Source organism: Methylobacterium sp. J-092 (assembly GCF_022829325.1).
Classification (GTDB): domain Bacteria; phylum Pseudomonadota; class Alphaproteobacteria; order Rhizobiales; family Beijerinckiaceae; genus Methylobacterium.
Window position 1 is genome coordinate 18,321 of record NZ_JAKSXU010000032.1, and the last position, 26,570, is coordinate 44,890.

Sequence of the window (26,570 nt, forward strand, 5' to 3'; positions counted from 1 at the left end):
CAACGCGGCAGGCCGCGGTTCTCTGCAACACGGCCCGGCGGGCTCGGACGGCGCCGGCCTCAGCGCTTCTCGGCCTCCGCCTCCCGGGTCGGCGCCGGCTCGCCGGTGATGCGCCGGCGCAGATTCATGAACCAGGCCGGCGGCGGCGTGCCGCCCTCGCCGACGACGACCGTCGCGGTCATGCCGGCCACCAGGGGAACGCCCGGCGGCACGTGGCCGATGCGAATCCGCACCGGCACCCGCTGCGCCAGCCGCACCCAGGTGTAGACCGGATCGACGTTGGGGAGGCCCTGCGTGCTCGGTGCCGCATTCGCGGTGGAGATGCCCTGCGTGATGCTCTCGACCGTGCCGCGCAGGTGCCCGGAATAGCCCATCAGCGCCATCTCGGCCGGGTCGCCGACATGGATGTTCTCCATCTTGGTCTCCTCGAAATACCCGTCGACCCAGAACGAGTCCGTGTCGATCACCGAGATGTTCGAGGTGCCCGTCGAGGCGTAGTCGCCGGTGCGCAGCAGCAGGTTGGTCACCCGGCCGTTGACGGTGGACTTCACCTGGGTGCGCGCGAGGTTAATCTTGGCCTGCGACAGCTGCGCCTTGGCGGTCTCCAAGGACGCCTCGGCGATCTTGGCGGTGCCCGCGTATTGCTGCTTCTCCTCGACGGAGGTCGAGACCGTGGTCAGCGCCTGCCGCCGCGCCGACTGGGCGTTCTTGACGGAAAGGTCGGCCTCGCGGTTCTTCACCTCGGCCTCGGCCGAGGCGACGTTCACCTCGAAGTCGAACGGATCGATCACGTAGAGAACGTCGCCGCGCTTCACGGTCTGGTTGTCGCCGACGCGAAGCTCGACGATCTGCCCCGACACCTGCGGCGCGATGCTGGCGACCTGGACCCGCACCCGCCCGTCGCGCGTCCACGGCGCGGTGACGTAGTACGACCAGACCACCGCCGCGGCGAGGAAGGCGAGCAACAGGATCACCCCGGTCGCGGCGAGCCGAAGGACCTTTCCGATGCGCCCGCGCCGGGCACGGGCCGGGCGGTCGTCGGCGAGCGCCGGCGGGTCGGCGCGCGTCGCGTCCGCGCGATCGGCCGTCGAGGCCTTGGGGTCGTCCTCGTCGGCCATCACAGCAACACGATCAGGAGGGCGAGCACGCAGACGTAGATCCCGGCCTCGGCGAGCGGCGGGTTGGCGACGTAGCGGCTGAAGCGGATGCGCGCGAAGACGAAGCGTAGCGCGATCAGGATCGCGAAGGCGCCGAGCGCATAGGCGACGAAGGGCGAGACCAAGATCCCGCCGATTTGCAGTTCGTGACGCATCGTCGCCTTCCGAGACCCCTTCGTTTCAAAAACCGGGCATGTCGAGGCGCACGAGGAAGCGCCGATGACGCTCGATAACGCGTGCCGCGGCCACCAGGTCGGTCGCCGCGCGCGCGACCGTCATGCGCGTGCCGCGCTCGTGATCGGCGGCGGCGCGGAGGAGGTCGCGGGCCGCGTCCTGCAGGCGCCAGGCATCGCCGCGCGCCAAAGCCTCGCGGCCCTTCGCGACGGGGGCACGCATCGCCTCGGTGCCGGTCAGCAGCCGCATCTGGGCGTGGGCGCGCGCCGCCGCGGATTCGAGCTGCGACAGGGCGAAGGCGTGCACCATCGCCATGTGCCGCACGGCGCGGCTGCCGGAGGTGTATCCGGCGAACTGGAACAAGCGGTCGGCGTTCAGGCTGGTCCGGGTGGTCGCGTCGCCGCCTTCGCCCGCCAGCGCTTCCGCCAGGGCGCGCTTGGCGGAATCGAGGGCAAAGGCGCGATGCTGCGAGGCCGAGATCGGCAGCACCAGCCGGACGGCGAGGAACAGGATGACCGCGGAGGCCATCACCAGCACCGCGTTCATCAGGAAGGTCTGCGGGTCGTAGCTCTGCGGGTTCTCGGGCGCGATCAGCACGGGCGTGAACACCAGCGCGATGAAGCCGATGCCGAAGGTGGACGGGTTCAGCGATAGGAAGCAGGCGACGAACACCGGCACGATCATCGCGATCGCGAGCAACGGGAAACCCTGGTTCCCGTTGAGGAAGCCGAACAGCACGATGCCGGCGAACAGCGAGGCCAGCGGCATGCCGATGAGGACGCCGACGGCGAACTTCTTCGGATCGGGCGCGGTCGAGGACAGCGCGCAGGTCGAGGCGACCTGGACCAGCGCGAACGAGGTCTGCGGCAGGCCCGAGAGGACCATGAAGGCGGCTGTGAGCCCGAAGCCGATCGCCACCCGCAACGCGGCGCGCAGGGCCACGGGGAAGTCGCGGTGGGTCGGAAGCTTGACGTCGCGCAGCGGCACGTGGCCGTCCGCGAGGGCGCGCAGGCCGTCGTCGGCGAAGGTCGCGGCGTTGACGAAGTCGAGGCAGCGCTGGAGCGCCACCAGCTCGTCCAGCGGCCGGCGCCCATTGCGGACCGCCGCATCGACGAGGTCGCGCAGGCGTGCATCGATCCGGTCGAGGCGGCCGGCATCCGGTTCGCCGACCCCGCCGGACGCGACCTCGCGGCACAGCCCGATCGCCTCCTCGACCGCCGAGCTCGGATGGCGCAGGGACGCGGCCGCGTTCGCCGCGGCACGGCTCGCCGCCGCCATCACGTAGAGCGCCGCGATGGCGCTGCGGGCGCCGGCCGCCCGGTAGGGGCCGTCGTCGAGCTCGCCGGCGATCGCGCTGGCATCCGCCCGCATCGGCGCGATCGTCCGGATCAGCGCGGCGGTCCGCAGCGCCCCGGGATCGCCCGAGGTGAACGCCTCGCGGGCGAAGGTCTTGGTGCCCGCGTAGGCCGAGGCCAGCGTCGGCAGCAACGTTCGCCACGTGCTCGGCGAGGCGAGGGCGTCGTTGATGAAGGTGATGGTGACGATCGCGACCGTGATCGCGGCCAGGCGCCCGACCGCCGCGTCGAACGTCGTCTGCGGCGCATCGATATGCGCGAGCGCGATGATCGCTACGGTGTAGCCGGACAGCATCGCGCCGTAGGCGCGGGTGTCCTGCAGGTACTGGGCGATGAAGACGCAGACCCCGATCCAAACCGCGAACGCCACCAGCAGCGTCACCCGGTCCTGCGCGAACAGCGCCATGAACACGATCGCGACGATGCCGCCGATCACGGTGCCGAGGAAGCGGTAGGCGGCCTTCGAGATCGCCTGCCCGCGCTTCGGCTGCGCCAGGATCGCCACGCCGGTGGCGGCCGACGACGCGCTGTCGAGCTGCAACCAGAACGCGGCGTAGAGCGCCAGCATCATCGCCAGCCAGATCCGGAGGGCGAAGGCCCAGGCGGCCGGCTTCGGCACGATCGCGTCGAGCCGGTCGACCATCCGGCCGAGCCAGGGCGTGGTTTCGGTGGCGGCCTCGCTCATCGCCCAGGCGTGCCGGGGGCGGCCCCTGTCTCCACGATCGCGGCGGCGTCCCGCGCCCGCCCGGCGATCCGCGCCTGCCACAGGCAGAGCAGCGGCGTGACGCCGAGCTCCATGCCGAGCGCCGCGAGCATCGTCAGCGACGGGACGCCGGTGAGCCACAGGCCGAGCAGGCGCGCGAGCCCGCCGAGCACGACGACGAGGGTGAGGAACCGGAAGAGCCGGCCCTTCTCCTCGATCCCGGCGACGCAGGTCAGGAACAGGATGCCGATGCCGGTGAGCAGGCCGGACAGGTAGCGGAAATGGCTGTCGGCCGAGATGTCGGGCAGGCCGGCCTCCAGGCCGTTCATGCCGAAGACCACGCCATACAATCCGGCCGCGATCGGAACGATCGCCGCCACCGCCACCGTGCGCTGCAGCGCCTGTAGTTCCGTCATCATCGCGTTCGGTTACGCTTGGGTACCAGAACGCACAACCCGCCGGAACGCAGGACGATCCGTCAGGCCTTCTCGCCCTTCAGGCGCTTGTTGCACTTGCTCCAGTATTGCGGCCACTTCGGACCCTGCGACACCTTCTCTGCGTCGGCTAGCGCCCGCCACTGCGCGCCGCAGGTCTTCTGGCGCTGGCGCGCCGCCATCTGCCCCGCGCTCGGGGCGGCGTCGGGCTTGGCCGCTGGCGCGGCCGGCGCGGCCATCGGCGTCTCGGTCGGCTTGGCCGCGGGCGGATCCTTGGCCAGGACCGGCTGTGCGAGGGCCAGCGGAACGGCGAAGGCGGCGATCGCGATGAAACGGGCGAACATGACGGCGGACCCTCCGGGGCGGCACGTCGAATCGCGACGTGCGCTACCTCGCCCCACCACATCGCCAAGCTTGGCCGAGGACAAGGCCGAACGACCGAGCGGCAACAGGCGACCCGGTGATCTCTCGAAAACGTGAGCGGTGATCGGGCGCCCTTGAGTACGCGCCGAGTTCCGAGGTAGCTACCGTCGGCAGACGGGGCCCGTCGTGACGGCTGGCCGATCCGTTGAGAGCGAAGGCAAGCGATGGCGGCCGTGACCGGCAAACCGATCGAACTCCACACCTGGAGCACGCCGAACGGCTGGAAGATCCCGATCATGCTGGAGGAGTGCGGCCTGCCGTATCGGGTCGTCCCGGTCGATATCGCCAAGGGCGAGCAGATGGCGCCCGCGTTCCTCGAAATCTCGCCCAACAACAAGATCCCGGCGATCGTCGATCACGACGGGCCGGGCGGCGAGCCGGTCTCGATCTTCGAATCCGGCGCGATCCTGCAATACCTCGGGCGCAAGACCGGGCGCTTCTATCCGGCCGACGAGCGGGCGCGCGTCGCGGTCGACGAGTGGCTGTTCTGGCAATGCGCCGGCTTCGGGCCGATGCTCGGCCAGACCCACCATTTCAAGATCTACGCGAAGGAGAAGATCCCCTACGCGATCGAGCGGTTCACCGCCGAGACCAACCGGCTCTACGGCGTGCTCGACCGGCGGCTGGCGGATCGCGAGTACCTCGCCGGGGACTACTCCATCGCCGACATGGCGACGGTGCCGTGGGCGAAGTTCACCGGCAAGCAGGGCGTCGACCTCGGGGCGCTGCCGAACGTGAAGGCGTGGCTCGACCGGGTCCTGGCACGGTCCGCCGTGCAGAGAGGCCTCTCCGCGATCTGATCGGGTGCGCCGGCATGCTGATCGGACGCCGCCATCGACGGCGTCCGCAGGGGAGTGGTCCCGCCTACTTGGCGGCGGGCTTGGCCGGCTTCTGCGGCGCCGGCTCGGCGCCGACATTCGCGGCCTGCTGGTTCACGTCCGGCACCTTGGTCCAGGTCTGCGAGCCGCACAGCACCTTGAGCAGGCAGCCCGAGACCGACAGCTCCGAGGCGTTCTCGCGCTCGAGGCTGACCTGATAGATCTTGCCTTCCTCGATGTTGTAGATGCTGCCGGAGAACTTCGCCTCGTCCGGCTGCAGGCCCTCGATCAGCGGCAGGCCGAGTACGGGGCGCGAGCGCTTCTTCGGATCGGGGTTCTTGATGTCGGTGCGCGGCGCGCCGGCTTCCGTGGTGGCGACCTTGAGCCATACCACCTTGCCGCAGACCTGAGCCTGGCCGGCGCCGCAGCGGTCGATGCGGATCTTCGCGCGGCCGTCCTCGGTGAGCCAGGTGCCGGAGGGATCCTTACTCGACTGGGCGTGCGCCGAGGCGATGCCGGCGAGGAGGAGGGTGGCGGCGAGGGCGAGACGCATGCAGGTAGCTCCGAAGCTGGCGCCTGACGGCGCGGGGCGGGTGGAGTTCGTGAGATCACTCAGCCACCGCATTCGGGCGATTTTTCGGCAGTGTTGCAGCGTTGCCATGGCCAAGCATCGGGCAGGCTCGGGTTGAGGGTGTCCGGCGCCCTCGCTATAAGCCCGGCGCCAAAGCGTTTTTCGCGACGCGCTTGCTGGCGTATTTTATTTTCATCCGAAGCGGACTGACCATGGCCACCGAGCGCACCTTCTCCATCCTCAAGCCCGACGCGACCAAGCGGAACCTCACCGGCGCCGTCAACGCGGTCATCGAGAAGGCGGGCCTGCGGATCGTCGGCCAGCGCCGCATCCAGATGAGCCAGGCCCAGGCCGAGAAGTTCTACGAGATCCACAAGGAGCGCCCGTTCTTCGGCGAGCTCGTGATCTTCATGACCTCGGGCCCGGTGGTGGTTCAGGTGCTCGAGGGCGAGAACGCCGTCGCGAAGTACCGTGAGGTGATGGGCGCGACGAACCCGGCCCAGGCCGCCGAGGGCACCATCCGCAAGACCTTCTCGGAATCGGTCGGCGAGAACACCGTCCACGGCTCGGACAGTGCCGACAACGCCAAGATGGAAATCGCGCAGTTCTTCCAGGATTCCGACATCGTCGGCTGAGGAACGCGGGAACCGCGTGCCCGAGGGTGGTCGCCGGAACACACCGGGGACGCCTTCGGCTCGGTAGAACGCCACATCGCCCGGAATGGAGGGCGGTGTGGCCGCACCGTCATTGACGAAGCAGGCGGCCAGAGAGTCCAACGGCGTCGGATTTCCAGATCTCGCCAATGGACCTGCCATGACGACCCGCCGCCTGTCCCTGATCGCCGCCGGCCTGCTCTCGCTCGCCGCGACCGCCGCCCTCGCCAGCGGGTCCTCCGCGCCGTTCGATCAGTACCAGCCCGACCCGGCGCTGCGCACGGTGCCGAAGACCAACCTCGAAGGCCGCGTGCGCCACGCCTGCGCCGTGGTCCAGGCCCGCATCACCAACGCGCCGGAAGCCTCGCTGGAGCGCCCCTGCGGCTGCTACGCGAAGCAGACCATGCGCTCGCTCGACGAGTCCGAGATCGAGGCCTACCGCGCCACCGGCTACTTCAACGATTCCGCCCGCGCCAAGGCGCTGAACGCACTGGATTCGTGCAAGCTGCAGCGGCCGGTCTAGAAACAAGTACGAGGCCTTCCCTCTCCCCTCTGCGGGGAGGGAAGGCGCGGAACGCTACAGGCTCAGCAGGGCCGCGTCGGCCGCGCCGCGATCGTCGTCGATCACGACGCGCTCGCCCTCTAACCGGGCACGCCCCCCCGCCACCAGCGCGAGCGCTGCCGGGTAGAGCCTGTGCTCCTGCACGATCACCCGCGCGGCGAGGCTGTCGGGATCGTCGCCCGAACGCACCGGGACCGCCGCCTGCGCCACGATCGGGCCGGCATCGAGTTCCGGCACCACGTAATGCACCGTGCAGCCGTGGAGGCGGACGCCGGCGGCGAGCGCCTGCGCGTGGGTGTGCGTGCCCTTGAACAGCGGCAGCAGGGACGGGTGGATGTTGATCATCCGCCCGGCCCAGGCCTCGGCGAAGCCCGCCGAGAAGATCCGCATGAAGCCGGCGAGGCACACCAGCTCGACGTCGGCCGCGCGCAGCTCGGCGTCGAGCGCGGCGTCGAAGGTCGCGCGGTCGGAGAACGTGGTGTGGTCGATCGCGTGCGCCGGAATGCCGACGGAACGCGCATGGGCGAGGCCGCCGGCCTCCGGCCGGTTCGAGAGCACCAGCACGATCTCGGCCGGGTAATCCGGCGCCTTCGCCGCCTCGATCAGCGAGACCATGTTCGAGCCGCGGCCCGAGATCAGGATCGCGACGCGCGTTCTGGGCCCCGCCGACATCAGAGCGCGAGGCGGCCGGTGAACGCGACGGGCTCCGGGCCGCGGGCGGTGATCGCCCCGAGCCGCACCGGTGCCTCGCCGGCCTCGGCGAGGGCCCGAATCACCGCCCCGGCGCGGTCCCCGGCGACCACCAGCACCATGCCGATGCCGCAGTTGAAGGTGCGCAGCATCTCGGCTTCGGCGACGCCCCCCTCCCGCGCGAGCCAGCCGAAGACCGGCGGCGGGCGGACCACGTCGAGGTCGATCGTGATGCCGACGTCGTCGGGCAGGACGCGGGGCAGGTTGTCCGGGAAGCCGCCGCCGGTGATGTGGGCGAGCGCCTTGATCCCGTCGGTCGCCTTCAGCACCGCGAGCAGCGGCTTCACGTAGATCCGCGTCGGCTCCAGCAACGCCTCGCCCAGCGTCCTTCCGGTGGCGAACGGCGCGGCCGCGTCCCAGGCCAGGCCGGTGCGCGCGACGATGCGGCGGACCAGCGAGAAGCCGTTCGAGTGCACGCCGGAAGAGGGCAGGCCGAGCACCGCGTCGCCGGCGCGGATGCCGGGCTTCGGCAGCAGGGTGCCGCGCTCGGCCGCACCGACCGAGAACCCGGCGAGGTCGTAGTCTGCGCCGTCGTAGAGGCCCGGCATCTCGGCGGTCTCGCCGCCGATCAGGGCGCAGCCGGCCTGGCGGCAGCCCTCGGCGATGCCGCGGACGATGTCGGCGCCGACGCCCGGCACGAGCTTGCCGGTGGCGTAGTAGTCGAGGAAGAACAGCGGCTCGGCGCCCTGGACGATGATGTCGTTAACGCACATCGCCACGAGGTCGATGCCGATCGTGTCGTGCCGACCGGTCTCGATCGCGATCTTCACCTTGGTGCCGACGCCGTCGTTGGCGGCCACCAGGATCGCGTCCTTGAAGCCCGCGGCCTTGAGGTCGAACAGGCCGCCGAACCCGCCGATCTCGGCGTCGGCGCCGGGCCGGCGCGTGGCGCGCACCAGCGGCTTGATGGTCTCGACCATCGCGTTGCCGGCATCGATGTCGACGCCCGCATGCGCGTAGGTCAGCCCGTTCGTGGTCTTGGCCGTCATCGGCGTTCCGTTCCTGTGGTCCGGGGCTGCTTTAGCCGAGATTCGCGCCGACCGAACCCGTTGGGCCACAAGAAAATGACGCGCTGCGGCCGCTCCGTGGCAGGGCGGGCACCGGCGGCCGCCTTGACCGTTCGGAACCGCCTTCCCACTGTCCCCACGCGAGTTCGCAGGGGAGGGCGTCGATGCGCGGCAGGGCTGTGATCGGTCTGGCGGCGCTCGTCGCCCTCGGCATCGTGGTCTACCTGCTGCGGGAGGTGATGCTGCCCTTCGTGGCCGGCATCGCGCTCGCCTACCTGCTCGATCCGCTGGCCGACCGGCTCGAGCGCCTCGGCCTCGGTCGGCTGACGGCGAGCCTGCTGATCCTGGCGATGTTCGTCGCCGGCCTGATCGTGTCGCTGCTGATCCTGGTGCCGCTCGCCGCCAATCAGGTGGCGGCGCTGATCAACAGCCTGCCCGGCATGATCGGGCGGCTGCAGGGCATCATCGCCGAGCGGGCCGGCCCGGTGCTGCAGCGGCTCGGCGGCGCCGACGTGGTCAACGAGCTGCAATCCTCCGTCGGGACCCTCGCGACGCAGGGCGGCGCGTGGCTGCTCGCCTTCCTCAAGTCGATCTGGTCCGGCTCGCAGGCCGTGATCTCGGTGATCTCGCTGCTGGTGGTGACGCCGGTGGTCGCGTTCTACATCCTCGTCGACTGGGACCGGATGATCGCGACGCTCGACACCTGGGTGCCGCCGCGCCACCGCACGACGGTGCGCCGGCTCGCCGCGCAGATCGATCGGGCGATCATCGGCTTCGTCCGCGGCCAAACGCTGGTCTGCCTGATCCTCGGCACCTTCTACGCGGTCGGCCTCTGGCTCGTCGGTCTGAACTTCGGCGTGCTGATCGGGCTGATCGCCGGCTTCCTCACCTTCATCCCGTATGTCGGCACACTCACCGGCTTCCTGCTCTCGGTCGGCGTCGCGCTGGTGCAGTTCTGGCCGGGCTCGGACTGGCTGCATCTCGGGCTGACGGTGGGCGTGTTCCTCGTCGGGCAGTTCCTCGAGGGCAACGTGATCGCGCCCAAGCTCGTCGGCGAATCCGTCGGCCTGCATCCGGTCTGGCTGATGTTCGCGCTGCTCGCCTTCGGCTCGCTGTTCGGCTTCCTCGGGCTGCTGCTCGCGGTGCCGGTTGCGGCCTCGATCGGCGTCGTCGTGCGCTTCGCCCTGTCGCGCTACCTGCAGAGCCGGCTCTACCACGCCGAGCAGCCGGTGCTGATCGAGGTGCCGCGGCCTTGAGCCTTGGCGCTTGACTGTCGGGCCGGCACGGTCACCCTGGGCGCCGCATGCGCGAGAACGCCCCCCCGAAGCAATTGGCCTTCGACCTGCCGCTCGATCCGCGCTACGGCCGCGAGGATTTCCTGGTCGGCACGGCCAACGAGGCCGCCTACGCGTCGATCGAGGCCTGGCCCGATTGGCCGGACACCGTGCTCGTGCTCACCGGCCCGCCGGGCAGCGGCAAGAGCCATCTCGCCTCGATCTGGGCGACGCGGGCCCATGCCTGGACCGTGCCGGCGGCCGAGGTCACGGCGGAGACCGTGACCCACTGCATCTCGAACGGCGCCCTGGTGATCGAGGACATCGACCGCCCGGGCCGCGACGAGGCCGCCCTGTTCCACCTGCTCAACCTCGCCCGCGAGCGAAAATGCCCGGTGCTGCTGACCAGCGGCGCGGCGATCGACCAGATCGGCCTGACGGTGGCCGACCTGCGCTCGCGCCTGAGGCTGGCGCCGGGCGTCGCGATCCGCGAGCCCGACGACGCGCTGCTGCGCGCGGTCATCGTCAAGCTGTTCGTCGATCGGCAGCTCGTGGTCGATCTCCGGGTGATCGACGCCGTCGCCCTGCGCATCGACCGCTCCCTCGGGCGCGCCCGCGAGGTGGTGACCGAGCTCGACCGCGACGCCCTCGGCCGCGGCCGCCGCATCACGCGGCCGCTGGCGCTCGCGGTCCTCGAACGCCTCGGGATCGCGGATGGCGGCGACGACGAGGACGACTGATCGCGATCGGTCGGACGCCGCCGGCCATCGCCGAGGAACGGGCTCGCCCGTCGCCGACCGTCACGGCAGTGTCGCATTCCGGCAGAGCACCCATGTTAGGGACGCCGCGACAGGCGGCAGGTGAGGAGTGGCAGGGTTGTCGGACATCGAATCGAACGTGGACGCCCTCGATCGTGCGGACGACGTCACCGAAGCCGGAGACGACGCGGCGCCGAAGCGCGCGCCGCGCCGGGCGCCGGCATCCGCACGGACCTCGCGCCGTCCCTCAGCATCCGAGGCAGCCGGCGACGAGTGGCCGACCACCGCCGAGATCCCCGAGCCGCCGGCGGCCGACGACGACAAGGCCGCGCGTGAGACGATCCTCGAGGCCGGCCGCGCCCTGCGGCTTTCGCCGGAGCGCTTCGTCAACCGCGAGCTGTCGTGGCTGCAGTTCAACCGGCGCGTCCTCGAAGAGGCCGCGAACCCGTCGCATCCGCTGCTGGAGAAGCTGCGCTTCCTCTCGATCTCGGCCAACAACCTCGACGAGTTCTTCATGGTCCGCGTCGCCGGCCTGCACGATCAGGTCCGCGCCGGGCTGACGCTGCCGTCGCAGGACGGGCTGTCGCCGTCCGAGCAGCTCGCGCGCATCGGCACCGGCGTGTCGAAGCTCGCGGAGGACCAGCAGGCGCGCTGGCGCGAGCTGCGCGAGGAGCTCGACGGCGTTGTCGCCCTGGTCGAGCCCGACGCCCTGCGCCCGGAGCACGCCGCGTGGCTGGAGGAGTACTTCCTCAACCACGTCTTCCCGGTGCTGACGCCGCTGGCGATCGACCCGGCCCACCCGTTCCCGTTCATCCCGAACCTCGGCACCACCATCGCGCTGATGCTGATGCGTCCGCGCGACGGCCGCGTGCTGCGCGCGCTGATCCGCATGCCGGGCGTGCTCGACCGCTTCGTGCGGCTTCCGGCGATCGAGGACGACACGGTCGCGCGCTTCATCGCCATCGAGCAGGTGATCGTGCTGTTCACCGGGCGCCTGTTCCCGGGCTACCTGGTGAAGGGGCAGGGCGCCTTCCGGGTGATCCGGGATTCGGACCTCGAGATCGAGGAGGAGGCCGAGGACCTCGTCCTGCATTTCGAGACCGCGCTGAAGCAGCGCCGCCGCGGCATCGTCATCCGCCTCGAGGTCGAGTCCGGCATGCCGGAGGACCTGCGCAGCTTCGTCTGCGACGAGCTCGAGATCGGCACGGACGCGGTGTTCATCGTCGAGGGCATGCTGGCGCTCAACGAGCTGTCGCAGATCGTCGGGATCGACCGGCCCGACCTCAAGTTCAAGCCGTACAATCCGCGCTTCCCCGAGCGCATCCGCGAGAGCGGCGGCGACGTGTTCGCGGCGATCCGCCAGAAGGATTTCTGCGTCCACCACCCCTACGAATCGTTCGATTCGGTGGTGCAGTTCCTGGCCCAGGCCGCGCGCGACCCGAACGTCGTCGCGATCAAGCAGACGCTCTACCGCACCTCGTCGAACTCGCCGATCGTCGCGGCGCTCGCCGAGGCCGCCGAGCTCGGCAAGTCGGTCACCGCGCTGGTCGAGCTGAAGGCGCGCTTCGACGAGGAGGCCAACATCCGCTGGGCGCGCAACCTCGAGAAGGCCGGCGCGCAGGTGGTGTTCGGCTTCGTCGAGCTGAAGACCCACGCCAAGCTGTCGATGGTGGTGCGGCGCGAGGGCGACAAGCTCGTGACCTACTGCCACGTCGGCACCGGCAACTATCACCCGATCACCGCCCGCATCTACACCGACCTTTCGTTCTTCACCGCCGACCCGGCGGTGGCGCGCGACGTCTCGCGGATCTTCAACTTCATCACCGGCTACGCGGAGCCGGCGCAGCTGGAGCGGATGTCGGTCTCGCCGCTGACTGCCAAGGCGCGGCTGCTGGCCGACATCGAGGCGGAGGCGGCCCACGCCAGGGCGGGCCGGCCGGCCGCGATCTGGATCAAGTGCAACTCGCTGGTCGACGCGCAGATCATCGACGCGCTCTACGATGCCTCGCAGGAGGGCGTGCAGATCGACTGCGTGGTCCGCGGCATCTGCTGCCTGCGGCCGGGCGTGCCGGGCCTGTCGGAGACCATCCGCGTGAAGTCGATCGTCGGGCGCTTCCTCGAGCACGGGCGCATCTACGCCTTCGGCAACGGCGTCGGGCTGCCGCACCCGAAGGCGACGGTCTACATCTCCTCGGCCGACCTGATGAGCCGCAACCTGGACCGCCGCGTCGAGTCGCTGCTGCCGATCAGCAACCCGACGGTCCATCAACAGGTTCTCGACCAGATCATGCTGGCCAACCTTCTCGACAACCGCCAGAGCTGGCGTGTACTGGCATCGGGCGGCGCCGAGCGCATCCACCCCGCCGAGGGCGAGGAACCGTTCAACGCGCACAAGTACTTCATGACGAACCCGAGCCTGTCCGGCCGCGGCAAGTCGTCGAAGAAGTCGAGCCCGCGGGCTCTCAGCCGTCGCGCGCAGCGGGGCTGATCGTCCGGCCCCCGGCCGGATACACGGATCGGGCGGTGCGGATCGCGCCGCCGGGTCATCCAGACGTGCGTTCGACGAGCCGATCGGTATCATACAGCGAGGTCGTTGCTTGGGTCCCCATCGCGCCAACCTCACGCTCGCCCATTCCGCCGACCGGGAGCCGGCCTTGGTCAACGCGCCCGTCGCGATCATCGACATCGGCTCGAACTCGGTCCGCCTCGTCGCCTATGACGGCCTGAGCCGGGCCCCGACGCCGCTCTACAACGAGAAGGTCCTGTGCGGGCTCGGCCGCAACGTCCTCACCACCGGCCGCCTCAACGACGAGGCGGTGCGCCGGGCGCTCGCCGCGCTCGCCCGCTTCCGGGTGCTGTGCGAGACCATGCGGGTTTCGCGGCTGTTCGTCCTCGCCACCGCCGCCGCCCGCGACGCCTCCAACGGGCCCGCCTTCCTCGAGGCCGCCGAGGCGGCCTGCGGCACGCGCATCGAGCTGTTGTCGGGGCGGCGCGAGGCCGAGCTGTCGGCGCTCGGCGTGGTCTCGGGCTTCCATGCGCCGGACGGCGTCGTCGGCGACCTCGGCGGCGGCTCGCTCGAACTCGTCGACGTGCGCGGCGCCGTGGTCGGGCAGGGCGTGACGATGCCGCTCGGCGGCCTCGCGCTGCAGGACCTCTCCGGCGGCTCGCTGAAGAAGGCCGGCAAGATCGTGCGCGAGCACATGAAGAAGGCCGCGCCGCAGCTCGAGACCCTGCGCGGCCGCACCTTCTACGCGGTCGGCGGCACCTGGCGGGCGCTCGCCCGCCTGCACCAGGCCGCGCGGCAATATCCCGTCCACGTGATGCACGGCTACAGCGTCGAGCCGACGGACGAGCTGAGCTTCCTCCAAGTTGTCGAGCAATCCGACGCCGCGACGCTGCAGGACGTCGAGGCGATCTCCGAGGCGCGGCGACCGCTCCTGGCCTACGGCGCGGTGGTGCTGGAGGAGATCATCCGCGTCGGCCGCCCGCGCGAGGTCGCGATCTCGGCCTCCGGCGTGCGCGAGGGCCTGCTCTACGAGCAGGTCGACCGCGAGACCCGGGCGCTCGATCCGCTGCTCGCCTCCTGCGCCGAGCTGAATCAGCTGCGCGCGCGTTCGCCGCGCCACGCCGACGAGCTGATCGCCTGGACCGACCGGTTCGTGGCGGCGCTGGACGGGCCGGAGACCGCCGACGAGCGCCGGCTGCGCCACGCCGCCTGCCTCCTGTCCGACATCGGCTGGCGGGCGCATCCCGACTACCGCGGCGAGCAGAGCATCGCGATCATCCAGAACGCGGCCTTCGTCGGCATCGACCATCCCGGCCGCGGCTTCCTCGCCCTGGCGATCTACTTCCGCCACGAGGGCGTCGCCCCGGAGAAGGCGAACCCGATGCTGCGGGCGCTCGCGGGCCCGCGCCTGTTCGAGCGCGCCCGCCTCATCGGCGCGCTGCTGCGCGTCGCCTTCCCGATGACCGCCGGCATGGAAGGCGCGCTCCGCCGCATGCCGCTCAGCATCGAGGACGGCCGCGTCGTCCTGAGCCTGCCGCCCGAATGGGACGCGCTGAACGGCGACCGCCTGCTCAACCGGGTCCGGGGCCTCGCCCGCATCGCCGGCCTGGAAGGGCGCGTCCGCGTCGGGTGACAATCCGGGTACGGGACCGGAGCGTGGCGCTCCGGTCGGGGCTCAAGCCGTTCGCTCGGCGAAGATCGCCTTCTTCACGATGGCGTGGACGCCCCAGTTGCCGTCGACCACCTGCGTGATGCCGAAATCGACCGCGATCGACATCAGCGAGATCGCCTCGTCCTCGGTCAGTCCCTTCGCGTGCATCAGGAACTGCCGCATCTTGCGGAAGGCGTCGCGCATCGCGAGGTCGATCGAGGACTTCTGGAAGATCGCGTCCTGCGCGGCCGGCCCGAGGTCCTTGAGGTAGTTCGGATAGCTGAAGCCCGAGAGGACCCACTCGTCGCGCGTCTCGATCATCGGGAAGTCGAGGCCCTCGAGCGCGGTGCCGGGCAGGTCCTGCTTCTTGTGCAGCACGAACTGGAACGTGCCGGTGAGCGAGCACTCGATCGCGGTGCCGCAGAGTTCCGAATCGCCCTGGCTGGCATGCGGATCGCCGACCGAGAACAGCGCACCCGGCACGGCGACCGGATAGTACATCGTCGCCCCCTTGCCGATGCGCCAGTTGTCGATGTTGCCGCCGGTGTAGCTCGGCGGGATCGAGTTCACCATGTCGGCTTCGGCCGGCGCCAGTCCCATCGTGCCGAAATGGGGGCGGATCGGCACGCGGATGCCCTTCAGGACGTCGAAGTTGCGCTCGGTCTCGGTGTGATCGACCAGCAGCCCCGGATAGTCGATCGTCGGGTGCGCGATCCCGTTCGGGTCGGTCACGCCGGGCCAGCGGAAGCTGTAGACCGCCTTCGCCCAGTCGCGCGTGCCGGTGGCGTCGACCTCGTAGATCGTCACCACCTCGCGCGGCCGGTCGCCGGTGATGAGGTCCTTGTAGTGGTAGCCCCACCAGGCGGCGGCGTTGCTTCCGAACGCCAGGCCCTTGAACTTCGGGTTGGCGCAGGGCCGCGGCGCGACGTCGAGGATGCGGACCTCCAGCACGTCGCCCGGCTCGGCTCCGCGGATCGCCACCGGGCCGGTGCAGATGTGGACGCCGAGACCGCCGCCCGGCCCGAGCTTGGCATCCTCCGGGCCCGCCCCGCGCCGCGCGACGCCCTTCTTGTCCTTGGTCCACAGATAGACGCTCTCGGCACCCGGATCGCCCTGGATCATCCGCTCGGCATCGTCGCTGGCCTGGTGCGTGAGGGTCTCGATCGTGACGAAGTCGCCCGACGCGATCTCGACCTGCGGCTTCAGATTCTTGCTGAAGTAGCCCCAGTGCACCGTGTCGGCGTTGGCCGGCAGCATCTGGTGCGTCGCCTGCCGCGGTCCGCGCGCCGCGCTGGTCTGGGCGAGCGCGGGCGTGACCAGGGACAAGCCGCCGGCCGCGAGCGCGGCAGCGCCGCCCGTGGCGACGAAGCCGCTCTTCAGGAAGGCGCGTCGCTCGGGCGCGAGATCGCCGAGGAAGCGGCGGCGGTGCTCCGCGAACGCCGCGCAGTTCGGATCGTCGCCCTGGCACATCGTCTCGACCCCCGGCATCCCACTCGGATCGGGAAATGCAAGGACACGGCCAGAGTCCCGGGCCGCTATTCCGACAGCATGCCCGCGCCGGGCTCGGCCGAGTCGAGCATCTGGCCGCCGCCCGCCTGGGCCTCGACCACCGCCGCGGTCGTCACGTTGACGATGCCGCGCGCCGTGACCGACGGCGTCAGGATGTGGGCGGGCTTGGCCGGGCCGATCAGCAGCGGGCCGACCGGGAGGGCGTCGGCGAGCACCTTGGCGAACTGGTAGGCGATGTTGGCCGCGTCCAGGTTCGGGAAGATCAGCACGTTGGCCGCGCCCTTCAGGCGCGAGCCCGGCAGCACCCGATCGCGGACGATCTCGGACAGCGCGGAATCGGCCTGCATCTCGCCGTCGACCTGAAGCTCGGGCGCACGGTCGTTGATCAGGCCCAGAGCTGCCCGCATCTTCATCGCCGAGGGCGTGTCGGACTGGCCGAAGTCGGAATGGCTGAGCAGCGCGATCTTCGGGGTGATGCCGAAGCGCGTGACGTGCCCGGCGCAGGCGACGGCGAGCTCGGCGATCTCCTCCGCGCTCGGATCCTGGCGCACATGCGTGTCGGCGAGGAAGTAGGCGCCCTTCTTCGTGACGATCAGGCTCATCGCGGCGCATTGCGTCACGCCGGGCGACAGCCCGATGATGTCGCGGATGATGCGCAGGCGCGTCTCGAACCGGCCTTCGAGCCCGCAGATCAGCGCGTCGGCCTCGCCGCGGCGCACGGCGATGGCGCCGATGATCGTGGTGTTGGTGCGCACCAGCGTGCGGGCCGCATCCGGCGTGATGCCGCGGCGCCCGGCGATGTCGAGGTAGGTCTGGACGTAGGAGCGGTAGCGCGGATCGTCCTCCGGATCGATCAGCTCGAAGTCGCGGCCCTCCTGGATCGAAAGGCCGAAGCGCTTGAGCCGGGTCTCGACCACCCGCGGGCGGCCGACGAGGATCGGCTTGGCGACGCCGTCCTCGACGATGGCCTGGACCGCGCGCAGCACGCGCTCGTCCTCGCCCTCGGCGTAGATCACGCGCTTGGGATTCTCCTTCGCCTTGGAGAACAGCGGCTTCATGATGAAGCCGGAGCGGTGGACGAACCGATCGAGGGATTCGGCGTAGGCCGCGATGTTCTCGACCGGGCGGCCGGCGACGCCGGAATCCATCGCCGCCTGGGCGACGGCCGGCGCGATGCGCAGGATCAGCCGCGGGTCGAACGGGCTCGGGATCAGCGAGCGCGGCCCGAACGGCCGGGCCTCGCCGCCATAGGCACGGGCCACCACGTCGGAGGGGGTCTCGCGGGCGAGCGCGGCGATGGCCTTCACCGCCGCCTTCTTCATCTCCTCGTTGATGCTGCGCGCGCCGACGTCGAGCGCGCCGCGGAAGATGTAGGGGAAGCACAGGACGTTGTTGACCTGGTTCGGGAAGTCCGAGCGCCCGGTGCAGATCATCGCGTCGGGGCGCTTCTCCTGTGCCAGGTCGGGCATGATCTCGGGATAGGGGTTGGCCAGCGCCATGATCAGCGGCTTCTCGGCCATCTTCTCGAGGTATTCGGGCTTGAGCACGCCGCCGGCCGAGAGGCCGATGAACACGTCGGCGCCGGGGATGACCTCGGCCAGCGTCCGCGCCTCTGTTTCCTGGGCGTAGACGTCCTTCCACCGGTCCATCAGCTCGGTGCGGCCCTTGTAGACCACGCCCTTGATGTCGGTGACCGTGATGTTCTCACGGGTCGCGCCGAGCGAGACCAGCAGGTTGAGGCAGGCCAGGGCCGCCGCGCCGGCGCCCGAGGTGACGATGCGGACGTCCGACAGCTGCTTGCCGGCGAGCTCGAGCGCGTTGAGCACGGCCGCCGCCACGATGATCGCGGTGCCGTGCTGGTCGTCGTGGAAGACCGGGATGTTCATCCGGGCGCGGCACTGCTCCTCGACCTCGAAGCATTCCGGCGCCTTGATGTCCTCCAGGTTGATGCCGCCGAAGGTCGGCTCCAGCGAGCACACCACGTCGACGAGCTTGGCGACGTCGAGCTGGTCGACCTCGATGTCGAACACGTCGATGCCGGCGAACTTCTTGAACAGGACCGCCTTGCCCTCCATCACCGGCTTCGAGGCGAGCGGGCCGATGTTGCCGAGGCCGAGCACGGCGGTGCCGTTGGTGAGCACGGCGACGAGGTTCTGGCGGATGGTGAGGGTCGCGGCCTCCTGCGGGTCGGCCGCGATCGCCTCGCAGGCGGCGGCGACGCCGGGCGAGTAGGCCAGCGCCAGGTCGCGCTGGTTGCCGAGCGGCTTGGTCGCCTGGATCTCGAGCTTTCCGGGGCGCGGGAGGCGGTGATAGACGAGAGCCCCTGACTTGAGATCCTCGGACATGTTGTCGCCCATGGCCCATTCTCCCTCGATCAGGCGCGTACGTCGTGTGGCGCCGAACGCCCTCGCATGAAGGCCCTGTTGCACCGGCTGCGCAGCGGGCGCAACCCGAACAACGAGACGCGGATCCACCTGGAAAAGCTGGTGCGCGCCCACGGATTCTCCATCGGTGCCTATTCGTACGGTCGCCCGAAGGTGCGATTCGCCGAATCCGGGCGGAGGCTGACGATCGGCCGCTATTGTTCCATCGCCGACAAGGTCGAGATCCTGCTCGGCGGCGACCATCGCCTCGACTGGGCCTCGACCTATCCCTTCGCCGCGATGCGCGGGCTGTGGCCGGGGGCGGACGCGCCGGCCGGGTACCACGCCTCGCGCGGGGACGTGTCGATCGGGCACGACGTCTGGCTCGGCTCGGGCTGCCTGATCCTGTCCGGGGTCACGGTCGGGCACGGCGCGGTGGTGGCGGCGCACGCCGTGGTCACGCGCGACGTGCCGCCCTACGCAATCGTCGCCGGCAACCCGGCCCGGGTCGTGCGCACCCGCTTCGACGCGGCGACGGTGGCGGATCTCGTCGCCTGCGCCTGGTGGGACCTGCCGCATGCGGCGGTGTCGACGCTGGTGCCGCTGCTGCAGAGCGGGCGCATCCCCGAGCTGATCGCCGCCGCCCGCGCCGTTGCACCGCCTGCCTGAATCCCTTACCCGCGGGCCGATCGCACTTGAGCGCCCGCCCGAAGGTCCGACCGATGTCCCAGACGCCCCCCGACCGCCTCGCCGTGAACCCGAACAGCCCGTTCTACGACGAAACCATTCTGGAACGCGGCATCGGCATCCGCTTCAAGGGGGTCGAGAAGACCAACGTCGAGGAATATTGCGTCAGCGAGGGCTGGGTCCGCCTCAGCGCCGGCAAGACCCTGGACCGCGCCGGCAACCCGATGACGGTGAAGCTCAAGGGCACGGTCGAGCCCTACTTCCGCGACGCCGCACCCGAGGCCTGAGCCTCGCGCCGGCCGCGAGCCAGGTCGAAATCGCGCAGGGTACCCGCGACCAGGGCCGCGACCTGCTCCGGGCTGCGCGCATCCCGGACCACGAGGCTCGCCAGCACGTCGGTGCGGCGTTGCCGCTGCTTGGCCGTCCGGGCGTGGTTCGAGAGCCGCAGGGCGAAGCCGCATCCCGCGCGTTGGAGGTACAGGCTGTCACCGCGCTCGTTGCGCGCGGTCACCCGGAAACCGTGCTCGGCGAGAAGCCGTGCCGCGTGCGCGAGCGCCGCGGCCGGGGGCAGGGCGCGTGCGCCCGAGCCGGTCACGGACCGGCCGGCTCGATGGTGCCGAGGGCGCGGCGTCCCAGGGTCCGCGTCTTCAGCCGCAGCGCCGGCCGCTCGATGGCGTACCACGAGGCCGCGGCCACCGGGATCGTGAGCGCGAGCGCCGGGATCAGCAGCAGCGCCGGGGAAGCACCGGGCCACGAAGCATGCAGGCTCTGCTGCACCGGCCAGCCGTAGAGATAGATCCCGTAGGAGAGGTCCGCGGCCGGGTCGAAGGCCTTGCGCGCCAGCCAGGGCGACAGCCCGAGCCAGATTGCGCCGTAGCCTTCCGCCGTAAACAGCAGCGTGCGGTAGAGCGGGGTGTGGCGCGCCAGGAGGCAGGCCAGCGCCAGGATCGCGAGCGGGACGACCGAGAGGCGCACGGATGCCCTTCCGGCGTAGAGCGCCGCGCCGATCGCGAAGATCAGCGGCAGCCGCAACGCCGTCTCGAGGCCCTTCGGCAGGTCGGGATGCTTCGCATCAGCGATCAGGAGCGCGATCGCAAAGCCGGCGGCGATCAGCGGCACCGTCCAGCGCGCCCGCAACGCGCCGACGAGGCCGGCAGCGACGACGCCCAGATAGCACAGGGTCTCGTATTTCAGGGTCCAGACCGTGCCGAGCGGGCTGCGATACGGGTTGTCGGGAAAGACGCCCGGCAGCGACGCATTGCTCTTGAAGGTGGTCAGCGTGCCCCGCACGAAGCGCCAGACGCCGCCATCGCGCAGATACTGGCCGAGCGGCAGCGTGCTCATCGCGGCGCCGAGGACGAGGGCGACCAGCAGCGTCGCGGCGACGAGCCCCGGCAGGATGCGCAGGGTCCGGGCGATGAGGTAGTCGACGAGGCCGCGCCGGTCGAAGCTCATCGTCACGAGGAAGCCCGACACCGCGAAGAAGCCGTTCACCGCGTGCTCGCCGAGAGTGAAGCCGGTCGCCCGCGCCAGCGGCTCGTCGAGGGCGTTGCCGCTGGTGACGCTGAAGGCATGCGAGACCACCACCGCCAGCGCGAGCGCCAGGCGAAGGCCGGAGAAGCCGTTGTGCGGGCGGGCCAGCGCGTCCGCCACCGTCGCGGCGCGGGTCATTCGAGGCCCTCGCGGGCCAGCGCGGACCGGCCCCGCAGCGCGGCCCAGGCGCCCGCGGCCGAGCCGCCGTAGCGCTCGACGCCGGCACGCCGCAGGACCAGCAGGGACAGGCAGGCCTTGAGCGCGTTGGCCGCGAGCCCCGGCAGGATGGGGTCGGCGAGCCCGTACTTGCGGGCGACGTAGGCGCGCGACCACGCCTGGTGCCAGCGGGTGCGGAACACCCGGCCGCGCTCCGGCGCCGAGGAACGCCCGCGCCCGTGCAGGACCTCGGCGCCGTGCACGTGGACGAGGGCGCGGCCCGCATCGGCGATGCGGCGACAGAGGTCGTCGTCCTCGTAGAACAGGAAGATCCGCTCGTCGAAGCCACCGAGCGCCAGGAAGAACGTCCGCTCGATCATCACGCACGCGCCGGACAGGAACGGCGCGCAGGCATCGCCCGCGGGCAGGTCGCGGCGCCCGCGCGGGTTGGTGAGGTACGGCGCCAGCAGGGAGCGCGGCTGGTAGAAGAACCGGCCGTCCGGCTCGACGATGCGCGGCGCGAACAATCCGGCCTCCGGCCAGCGCTCGGCGGCGGCGAGCAGGGCGTCGGCCGTGCCCGGCCGCAGGATCACGTCGGGGTTGAGGATCAGCACGTAGCGGGCCTGCGCGGCAACGCGGACGCCGAGGGTGTTGGCGCGGCCGTAGCCCTCGTTCCGAGCGTTGCGGACCACCTGCGCGCCGGCTGCCTCCGCGATCTCCGCCGATCGGTCGCGGCTCGCATTGTCGACGACGATCGCCGGCACATGCTCGGCCGCGAGCGCCGACAGGCAGGCCGGCAGAGCCTCGGCGCTGTCATGCGCGACGACGACGGCGACGAGGCTGGGCACTTAACGGACTCCCCGGGGCGACCGCTTTTCCCTCCCCCCTCTGCGGGGGGAGGGAAGGACGCGTGGGGTCACGCCTTCTTCTCAGGTAGGTTCAGGCGGATGTGCAGCTCGCGAAGCTGCTTCGGGGTTGCCTCGGAGGGAGCGCCCATCATCAGGTCCTCGGCGCGCTGGTTCATCGGGAACAGCACCACCTCGCGGATGTTCGGCTCCTCGCAGAGCAGCATCACGATGCGGTCGACACCCGGCGCGATGCCGCCGTGCGGCGGGGCGCCGAGGCGCAGCGCGTTGAGCATGCCGCCGAACTTGGCTTCGAGCACGTCGCGCCCGTAGCCCGCGATCGCGAAGGCCTTCTCCATGATCTCGGGCTTGTGGTTCCGGATCGCGCCCGACGACAGCTCGATGCCGTTGCAGACGATGTCGTACTGGAACGCCTTGATGTCGAGGATCTTGGCGTCGTCGCCTTCGCCGAGCGCCAGGAAGGCGTCGTGGTCGAAGTTCGGCATCGAGAACGGGTTGTGCGAGAAGTCGATGTGCTTCTCGTCCTCGTTCCATTCGAACATCGGGAAGTCGGTGATCCAGCAGAACGCGAACTGGTCCTTGTCGGACAGGCCGAGGTCGTCGCCGATGCGGATGCGTGCCTTGCCGGCGAGCGCCGCGGCCTTCGCCTCGGTGCCGGCGGAAAAGAAGACCGCGTCGCCGGGCCCTGCACCAACTTTCAATGCTAATTTTAACTGAACGTCACGCGGAATAAACTTAGCAATCGGGCCGCGCCCGATCATGTGGCGATATTTCTCGAAAACCTCTTCATAATCTATCGCTGAGAGGTCAACTTCATCGCCAAAATCATATGCGGTCCTTAATTGTATGTGTTCTTTCTCAATATCCGTAAGGGGAGGCACGTCGGCCCCTTCCTCAAATATAATATATCCGAGGCCCGGCGCCCCTTCCGAGCGGGCAAACTCGTTAAGCTTATCGAAGAACGAGCGTGGCTGCGTCGCCGCCCCCGTCGCGGGAATCGCGCGGACCACGCCGCCGGACTTGATCACGCCCTTGAACGCCTTGAACTCGACCGCGTCCTCGGCGAACTCGGCCGTGACGTCGGCGATGAGCAGCGGGTTGCGCAGGTCGGGCTTGTCGACGCCGTACTTCAGCATCGCGTCGGCGTAGGTGATGCGCGGAAACACCTCGGTGACGCGCTTGTCGCCGGCGAACTCCTTGAACACCCCGTGCAGAACCGGCTCGACCGCCTGGAACACGTCCTCCTGGGTGACGAAGCTCATCTCGATGTCGAGCTGGTAGAACTCGCCCGGCGAGCGGTCCGCGCGCGCATCCTCGTCGCGGAAGCAGGGCGCGATCTGGAAGTAGCGGTCGAAGCCGGCGATCATCGTCAGCTGCTTGAACTGCTGCGGTGCCTGCGGCAGCGCGTAGAATTTCCCGGGATGGACGCGGGAGGGGACGAGGTAGTCGCGTGCGCCCTCGGGGCTCGATGCCGTGAGGATCGGCGTCTGAAACTCGAAGAACCCGCCCTCGCGCATGCGCCGACGCAGCGAGTCGACGATCGCGCCGCGCTTCATGATGTTAGCGTGCAGCTTCTCGCGGCGCAGGTCGAGGAAGCGGTACCGCAGGCGGGTCTCCTCGGGGTACTCGAGGTCGCCGAAGACCGGCAGCGGCAGCTCGGCGGCCGCGCCCAGCACCTCGAGCTCGTCGATGTAGACCTCGACCGCGCCGGTCAGCAGCTCGGCGTTCTCGGTCCCGGCCGGCCGGGTGCGGACGCGCCCGTCGAGGCGCACGACCCATTCCGAGCGCACGGTGTTGGCCGCCTTGAAGGCCGGCGAATCCGAATCGACCACGCACTGCGTCAGCCCGTAATGGTCGCGCAGGTCGATGAAGAGCACGCCGCCATGGTCGCGGATGCGGTGGCACCAGCCGGAGAGGCGGACGGATGTGCCGACATCGGATGGGCGCAGCGCCCCGCAGGTATGGGTCCGGTAACGGTGCATCGCAAAACCTTGGAATGGAAGCGCGGCACCATTCACGCGAGGGGGGCGAAGTCAAGGCGCGCCGCAGGACCGGGCGGCCGGGTGCCGAGCATCGCCGTCGCGGATGCCCGGCGGAACCGCGGGCCCAGCGAAGACGGCGCAGGTCCTCGGGGACGTCGAACCTGAGGATCGATGGGGATGCCGGCGCATCCGGCTCCCCTTTACAAGAAACCTCCGATATAGCCGGGGGCATGGATCTGATCAGTACGACGCAGGCGCTCCGCGACGCCTGCGACCGCCTCGCCGCGCAGAGCTTCGTCACCGTGGACACGGAGTTCATGCGCGAGACGACCTATTACCCCAAGCTCTGCCTGATCCAGATGGCGGCGCCGGACGGGACCGGCGTGCTGGTCGATCCGCTGGCGGACGGCATCGACCTCCAGCCCTTCGTCGACCTGATGGCGGACGAGGGCGTGGTGAAGGTGTTCCATTCCGCCCGCCAGGATCTCGAGATCATCTGGCTGATGGGCGGGCTGCTGCCGCAGCCGTTCTTCGACACCCAGGTCGCGGCAATGGTCTGCGGCTACGGCGACTCGGTGTCCTACGAGCAGCTGGTCAACGATGTGGCCAAGGCGAAGATCGACAAGTCCTCGCGCTTCACCGACTGGTCGCGGCGCCCGCTTTCGGACGCGCAGCTCTCCTACGCCCTGTCGGACGTCACCCATCTGGTGACCGTGTACGAGAAGCTGGTCGCCGACCTCGTGCGCGACGACCGCGGGCAGTGGCTCGACGAGGAGATGGCGGTGCTGACCTCGCCCGACACCTATCGCGCCGACCCGGCTCAGGCCTGGCGCCGCCTGTCGGGGCGGATGCGCAAGCCGCGCGAGATCGCGGTGCTGATGGAGGTCGCGGCCTGGCGCGAGCGCGAGGCGCAGACGCGCAACGTGCCGCGCGGGCGCATCCTGAAGGACGAGGCGGTGATCGACGTCGCGACCTCGGCGCCGCGCAGCGTCGAGGCGCTCGGCCGCTTGCGCTCGATCCCGGCGGGCTTCGAGCGCTCGCGCACCGGTACCGACATCCTCGCCGCCGTCGAGCGCGGGTTCGCCCGCGACGTCGGCGAGATCGCGCTGCCCGAGCGCGGCCGCGGCCGCAGCGGCGGCAACGGGGCGCTGGTCGAGTTGCTCAAGGTGCTTCTGAAGGCGGTGTGCGAGACCGAGGGCGTCGCGCCGAAGATCATCGCCACGGTGGACGATCTCGAAGCGGTGGCCGACGACGACGCGGCCGACGTGCCGCTTCTCCAGGGCTGGCGCCGCGAGCTCTTCGGCAGCAAGGCGCTCGACCTGAAGCACGGTCGCCTCGCGCTCTCCGCCGAGGGCGGGCGCATCGTGGTGCGGTCGCTGGCCTGAACCGGCGATCGGCCGGCATCCGGTCATCGACGTGAGACCATCGCAGGCGAACCCGTGACACGGGGACGGACCGGGACTAAATGGCAATGCGATTGCCGAAACGTCCCAGGGCCCCACGTCGCATCCGATGCACGAACCCAACGAAGTCCTCCAGACGCTGACCGGGCGGGGCACCGTCTCGGCGGAGGGCTGCGGAACCGTCCGCGTCCGCTACCGGGTGATCGTGGAACGGCGGGCATCCGTCGTCACGGCCCATGGCAGCCTTCACGGAAGCCATGCCGGCCTGCGCCCGATCTGGCTGATCCCGGACTCCACCCTGCGCCTGAAGACCGGCCGGACCCTCGCGATCTCGCTCACCGACCTCGTCGGCGACGCCGCCGAGTTCGAGAGCACCAGCGCCGTCGGGACCCTCGCCTGAGATCGTCGCGGCCGGCCCGCGAGGCAATCCTCCTTCCCGGATGATCACCGTTGAGACGGCGATTCTCGACATCGGTCGGCGCAGAAAAATGCCGTTCTGGGTCGCCGACGGCGGTTTCATGCGACCAGAGCGCGCAGAAGCGGCAGGAAATCACCGAAGCTTGACCGCGAAGCATCCTCAGCGGTGTCGCGACCGGATTTTGCAGCGCATCTGCCCATTGCCAAGGCGATGCCGCGTCATGCCGCGCGAAACGGCAGCGCACCGTGCACCGAACGCATGAAAAACGCGAATGTCGAAGCTCAAGCTGCAAACGGCGCATGTGTTTGCCGCTCATGCCGAAGCACAACACCTGGGCATGACCTCTTTTTGTGCGATGCACAATAAGTTTTTGCGGCGCGTCAACGACCCTGGTCTTCCCGCGAGGGTGCGGCGACTTGCGCACAACCCTATCGGAGGCGCCCGAACCGAGTTGACGAGGCTCAAAAATCTCTTAGAGTTCATTCAAGCTTCGGTTTCGAGGGGGCCGCCTCAGGGATGGCGGCCTCTGGCTCGGCGACCCAAAGTCGTCGATTTCCTGCCCGCTACCGAAGCAAATCGATCCCTGTCGCAAAGAGTCAGGTCAGGTCTTCTCGACGCGGTCTGCGTCGTGTCCGGAAGGCATCAAGACTTGTCGGAGGAACACACATGAGAGCGGTTCATCTTCTCGCGCTTGGCGCGAGCCTTGCGGTTGCCGCCCCGGCGATCGCGAACGACGATCTGATGAAGCATCTGGCGAACCCGGCCGAGCAGGTGCTGCAGACGGTCGACTACGCCAACACGCGCTATTCGAAGCTCGACCAGATCAACGCGGGCAACGTCAAGAACCTCCAGGTGGC

At 70.0% G+C, this 26,570-nt stretch carries 25 protein-coding genes and 1 pseudogene; 12 read left to right on the forward strand and 14 right to left on the reverse strand.

Going from position 1 to position 26,570, the window contains the following annotated elements; translation table 11 throughout:
• Nucleotides 1–59: 59 nt before the first annotated feature.
• Genes MKK60_RS00900 through MKK60_RS00920 form a run of 5 tightly spaced genes read right to left on the reverse strand, consistent with a single transcriptional unit; the run spans nt 60 to nt 4,167 of the window.
• A complete protein-coding gene (locus MKK60_RS00900) occupies nt 60–1,118 on the reverse strand; it encodes an HlyD family secretion protein (protein ID WP_243983523.1) in 1,059 nt (352 codons plus the stop codon).
• Nucleotides 1,118–1,312: a DUF1656 domain-containing protein gene (locus MKK60_RS00905; RefSeq protein ID WP_147729829.1), complete on the reverse strand. Its 195-nt coding sequence runs from the start codon at nt 1,310–1,312 to the stop codon at nt 1,118–1,120. The genes MKK60_RS00900 and MKK60_RS00905 overlap by 1 nt, the downstream gene beginning before the upstream one ends.
• A 25-nt stretch (nt 1,313–1,337) precedes the next feature.
• Complete coding sequence (locus MKK60_RS00910) at nt 1,338–3,371, reverse strand: FUSC family protein (protein ID WP_243983524.1); 2,034 nt, start codon at nt 3,369–3,371, stop codon at nt 1,338–1,340.
• Complete coding sequence (locus MKK60_RS00915) at nt 3,368–3,808, reverse strand: DUF4345 domain-containing protein (protein ID WP_243983525.1); 441 nt, start codon at nt 3,806–3,808, stop codon at nt 3,368–3,370. The genes MKK60_RS00910 and MKK60_RS00915 overlap by 4 nt, the downstream gene beginning before the upstream one ends.
• Before the next feature lie 59 nt (nt 3,809–3,867).
• Nucleotides 3,868–4,167 carry a hypothetical protein gene (locus tag MKK60_RS00920; protein WP_243983526.1) on the reverse strand — a complete coding sequence of 100 codons (300 nt, stop codon included), beginning with the start codon at nt 4,165–4,167 and terminating at the stop codon, nt 3,868–3,870.
• Between the two features lie 243 nt (nt 4,168–4,410).
• Here MKK60_RS00920 and MKK60_RS00925 point away from each other — a divergent pair, with 243 nt between their 5' ends.
• A complete protein-coding gene (locus MKK60_RS00925; protein WP_243983527.1) occupies nt 4,411–5,046 on the forward strand; it encodes a glutathione S-transferase N-terminal domain-containing protein in 636 nt (211 codons plus the stop codon).
• A 64-nt stretch (nt 5,047–5,110) separates the two neighbouring features.
• On the opposite strand, the gene MKK60_RS00930 is transcribed toward MKK60_RS00925, so the two are convergent.
• Entirely contained in the window at nt 5,111–5,617 is a 507-nt protein-coding gene (locus MKK60_RS00930) for a DUF2147 domain-containing protein (protein ID WP_147841661.1), read from the reverse strand.
• Between the two features lie 230 nt (nt 5,618–5,847).
• On the opposite strand from MKK60_RS00930, the gene ndk reads away from it, so the two are divergent.
• Together ndk and MKK60_RS00940 are read left to right on the forward strand one after the other, a co-directional pair.
• On the forward strand, nt 5,848–6,270 hold the full coding sequence (gene ndk, locus MKK60_RS00935; protein ID WP_243983528.1) for a nucleoside-diphosphate kinase: 423 nt from the start codon (nt 5,848–5,850) through the stop codon (nt 6,268–6,270).
• A gap of 178 nt (nt 6,271–6,448) precedes the next feature.
• Nucleotides 6,449–6,811: a hypothetical protein gene (locus tag MKK60_RS00940; RefSeq protein WP_243983529.1), complete on the forward strand. Its 363-nt coding sequence runs from the start codon at nt 6,449–6,451 to the stop codon at nt 6,809–6,811.
• A gap of 54 nt (nt 6,812–6,865) precedes the next feature.
• Here the strand turns inward: MKK60_RS00940 and purN are convergent, their stop codons facing one another.
• Nucleotides 6,866–7,522: a phosphoribosylglycinamide formyltransferase gene (gene purN / locus MKK60_RS00945; protein ID WP_243983530.1), complete on the reverse strand. Its 657-nt coding sequence runs from the start codon at nt 7,520–7,522 to the stop codon at nt 6,866–6,868.
• Nucleotides 7,522–8,589, reverse strand: coding sequence for a phosphoribosylformylglycinamidine cyclo-ligase (gene purM, locus MKK60_RS00950; protein WP_243983531.1), 1,068 nt, complete (start codon nt 8,587–8,589; stop codon nt 7,522–7,524). The genes purN and purM overlap by 1 nt, the downstream gene beginning before the upstream one ends.
• A gap of 182 nt (nt 8,590–8,771) precedes the next feature.
• Here purM and MKK60_RS00955 point away from each other — a divergent pair, with 182 nt between their 5' ends.
• The 4 genes from MKK60_RS00955 (at nt 8,772) to ppx (ending at nt 14,778) form a co-directional block, all read left to right on the forward strand.
• Nucleotides 8,772–9,863 (forward strand): AI-2E family transporter, encoded by a 1,092-nt coding sequence (locus tag MKK60_RS00955; RefSeq protein WP_243938412.1) that lies wholly within the window; start codon nt 8,772–8,774, stop codon nt 9,861–9,863.
• 47 nt (nt 9,864–9,910) lie between these two features.
• Nucleotides 9,911–10,621 (forward strand): hypothetical protein, encoded by a 711-nt coding sequence (locus tag MKK60_RS00960; protein ID WP_243938414.1) that lies wholly within the window; start codon nt 9,911–9,913, stop codon nt 10,619–10,621.
• Nucleotides 10,622–10,766: 145 nt separating this feature from the next.
• On the forward strand, nt 10,767–13,127 hold the full coding sequence (locus MKK60_RS00965) for an RNA degradosome polyphosphate kinase (RefSeq protein ID WP_243983538.1): 2,361 nt from the start codon (nt 10,767–10,769) through the stop codon (nt 13,125–13,127).
• Nucleotides 13,128–13,236: 109 nt separating this feature from the next.
• The gene (gene ppx / locus MKK60_RS00970; RefSeq protein WP_147726092.1) at nt 13,237–14,778 is read left to right on the forward strand and encodes an exopolyphosphatase; all 1,542 of its coding nucleotides are present in this window, start codon (nt 13,237–13,239) and stop codon (nt 14,776–14,778) included.
• Between the two features lie 42 nt (nt 14,779–14,820).
• Here ppx and MKK60_RS00975 read toward each other — a convergent pair whose 3' ends face one another.
• Nucleotides 14,821–16,266, reverse strand: a complete 1,446-nt coding sequence (locus MKK60_RS00975; RefSeq protein ID WP_243983539.1) for an acetamidase/formamidase family protein — start codon at nt 16,264–16,266, stop codon at nt 14,821–14,823.
• A gap of 65 nt (nt 16,267–16,331) precedes the next feature.
• Nucleotides 16,332–18,662, reverse strand: a complete 2,331-nt coding sequence (locus MKK60_RS00980) for an NADP-dependent malic enzyme (protein ID WP_147726093.1) — start codon at nt 18,660–18,662, stop codon at nt 16,332–16,334.
• Nucleotides 18,663–18,716: 54 nt separating this feature from the next.
• Here MKK60_RS00980 and MKK60_RS00985 point away from each other — a divergent pair, with 54 nt between their 5' ends.
• Nucleotides 18,717–19,337, forward strand: a complete 621-nt coding sequence (locus MKK60_RS00985; RefSeq protein WP_243983532.1) for a CatB-related O-acetyltransferase — start codon at nt 18,717–18,719, stop codon at nt 19,335–19,337.
• Nucleotides 19,338–19,390: 53 nt separating this feature from the next.
• Nucleotides 19,391–19,642: a DUF3297 family protein gene (locus tag MKK60_RS00990; protein ID WP_147726094.1), complete on the forward strand. Its 252-nt coding sequence runs from the start codon at nt 19,391–19,393 to the stop codon at nt 19,640–19,642.
• On the opposite strand, the gene MKK60_RS00995 is transcribed toward MKK60_RS00990, so the two are convergent.
• The 4 genes from MKK60_RS00995 to aspS all read right to left on the reverse strand — a co-directional run bounded on the left by MKK60_RS00995 (nt 19,612) and on the right by aspS (nt 23,892).
• Nucleotides 19,612–19,950, reverse strand: a complete 339-nt coding sequence (locus MKK60_RS00995) for a hypothetical protein (protein ID WP_147859283.1) — start codon at nt 19,948–19,950, stop codon at nt 19,612–19,614. The genes MKK60_RS00990 and MKK60_RS00995 overlap by 31 nt on opposite strands.
• A complete protein-coding gene (locus tag MKK60_RS01000; RefSeq protein ID WP_243983533.1) occupies nt 19,947–21,026 on the reverse strand; it encodes an acyltransferase family protein in 1,080 nt (359 codons plus the stop codon). Before MKK60_RS01000 ends, MKK60_RS00995 begins: the two co-directional genes overlap by 4 nt.
• Nucleotides 21,023–21,892, reverse strand: a complete 870-nt coding sequence (locus MKK60_RS01005) for a glycosyltransferase family 2 protein (protein WP_243983534.1) — start codon at nt 21,890–21,892, stop codon at nt 21,023–21,025. The genes MKK60_RS01000 and MKK60_RS01005 overlap by 4 nt, the downstream gene beginning before the upstream one ends.
• A gap of 68 nt (nt 21,893–21,960) precedes the next feature.
• Entirely contained in the window at nt 21,961–23,892 is a 1,932-nt protein-coding gene (aspS, locus tag MKK60_RS01010; protein WP_243983535.1) for an aspartate--tRNA ligase, read from the reverse strand.
• A gap of 230 nt (nt 23,893–24,122) precedes the next feature.
• Between aspS and rnd the strand changes: the two genes are divergently transcribed.
• The 3 genes and pseudogenes from rnd to MKK60_RS01025 form a co-directional block, all read left to right on the forward strand.
• A complete protein-coding gene (rnd, locus tag MKK60_RS01015; RefSeq protein WP_147728090.1) occupies nt 24,123–25,277 on the forward strand; it encodes a ribonuclease D in 1,155 nt (384 codons plus the stop codon).
• A 127-nt stretch (nt 25,278–25,404) separates the two neighbouring features.
• Nucleotides 25,405–25,695, forward strand: coding sequence for a hypothetical protein (locus tag MKK60_RS01020; RefSeq protein WP_243983536.1), 291 nt, complete (start codon nt 25,405–25,407; stop codon nt 25,693–25,695).
• 684 nt (nt 25,696–26,379) lie between these two features.
• Nucleotides 26,380–26,570 (forward strand): annotated as a pseudogene (locus tag MKK60_RS01025) (PQQ-dependent dehydrogenase, methanol/ethanol family); the annotation flags it as partial.

Excerpts from the sequence above, each read along its gene's own strand:
- MKK60_RS00910 (WP_243983524.1), bottom strand. The coding sequence starts at position 3,371 with ATGAGCGAGGCCGCCACCGAAACCACGCCCTGGCTCGGCCGGATGGTC.
- MKK60_RS00990 (WP_147726094.1), top strand. The coding sequence starts at position 19,391 with ATGTCCCAGACGCCCCCCGACCGCCTCGCCGTGAACCCGAACAGCCCG.
- MKK60_RS00915 (WP_243983525.1), bottom strand. The coding sequence starts at position 3,808 with ATGATGACGGAACTACAGGCGCTGCAGCGCACGGTGGCGGTGGCGGCG.
- MKK60_RS00985 (WP_243983532.1), top strand. The coding sequence starts at position 18,717 with ATGAAGGCCCTGTTGCACCGGCTGCGCAGCGGGCGCAACCCGAACAAC.
- MKK60_RS00920 (WP_243983526.1), bottom strand. The coding sequence starts at position 4,167 with ATGTTCGCCCGTTTCATCGCGATCGCCGCCTTCGCCGTTCCGCTGGCC.
- MKK60_RS00900 (WP_243983523.1), bottom strand. The coding sequence starts at position 1,118 with ATGGCCGACGAGGACGACCCCAAGGCCTCGACGGCCGATCGCGCGGAC.
- MKK60_RS00925 (WP_243983527.1), top strand. The coding sequence starts at position 4,411 with ATGGCGGCCGTGACCGGCAAACCGATCGAACTCCACACCTGGAGCACG.
- MKK60_RS00930 (WP_147841661.1), bottom strand. The coding sequence starts at position 5,617 with ATGCGTCTCGCCCTCGCCGCCACCCTCCTCCTCGCCGGCATCGCCTCG.
- purN (WP_243983530.1), bottom strand. The coding sequence starts at position 7,522 with ATGTCGGCGGGGCCCAGAACGCGCGTCGCGATCCTGATCTCGGGCCGC.
- MKK60_RS00955 (WP_243938412.1), top strand. The coding sequence starts at position 8,772 with ATGCGCGGCAGGGCTGTGATCGGTCTGGCGGCGCTCGTCGCCCTCGGC.
- MKK60_RS01000 (WP_243983533.1), bottom strand. The coding sequence starts at position 21,026 with ATGACCCGCGCCGCGACGGTGGCGGACGCGCTGGCCCGCCCGCACAAC.
- aspS (WP_243983535.1), bottom strand. The coding sequence starts at position 23,892 with ATGCACCGTTACCGGACCCATACCTGCGGGGCGCTGCGCCCATCCGAT.
- ndk (WP_243983528.1), top strand. The coding sequence starts at position 5,848 with ATGGCCACCGAGCGCACCTTCTCCATCCTCAAGCCCGACGCGACCAAG.
- MKK60_RS00960 (WP_243938414.1), top strand. The coding sequence starts at position 9,911 with ATGCGCGAGAACGCCCCCCCGAAGCAATTGGCCTTCGACCTGCCGCTC.
- MKK60_RS00980 (WP_147726093.1), bottom strand. The coding sequence starts at position 18,662 with ATGGGCGACAACATGTCCGAGGATCTCAAGTCAGGGGCTCTCGTCTAT.
- MKK60_RS00975 (WP_243983539.1), bottom strand. The coding sequence starts at position 16,266 with ATGTGCCAGGGCGACGATCCGAACTGCGCGGCGTTCGCGGAGCACCGC.
- MKK60_RS01020 (WP_243983536.1), top strand. The coding sequence starts at position 25,405 with ATGCACGAACCCAACGAAGTCCTCCAGACGCTGACCGGGCGGGGCACC.
- purM (WP_243983531.1), bottom strand. The coding sequence starts at position 8,589 with ATGACGGCCAAGACCACGAACGGGCTGACCTACGCGCATGCGGGCGTC.
- MKK60_RS00940 (WP_243983529.1), top strand. The coding sequence starts at position 6,449 with ATGACGACCCGCCGCCTGTCCCTGATCGCCGCCGGCCTGCTCTCGCTC.
- MKK60_RS00905 (WP_147729829.1), bottom strand. The coding sequence starts at position 1,312 with ATGCGTCACGAACTGCAAATCGGCGGGATCTTGGTCTCGCCCTTCGTC.
- rnd (WP_147728090.1), top strand. The coding sequence starts at position 24,123 with ATGGATCTGATCAGTACGACGCAGGCGCTCCGCGACGCCTGCGACCGC.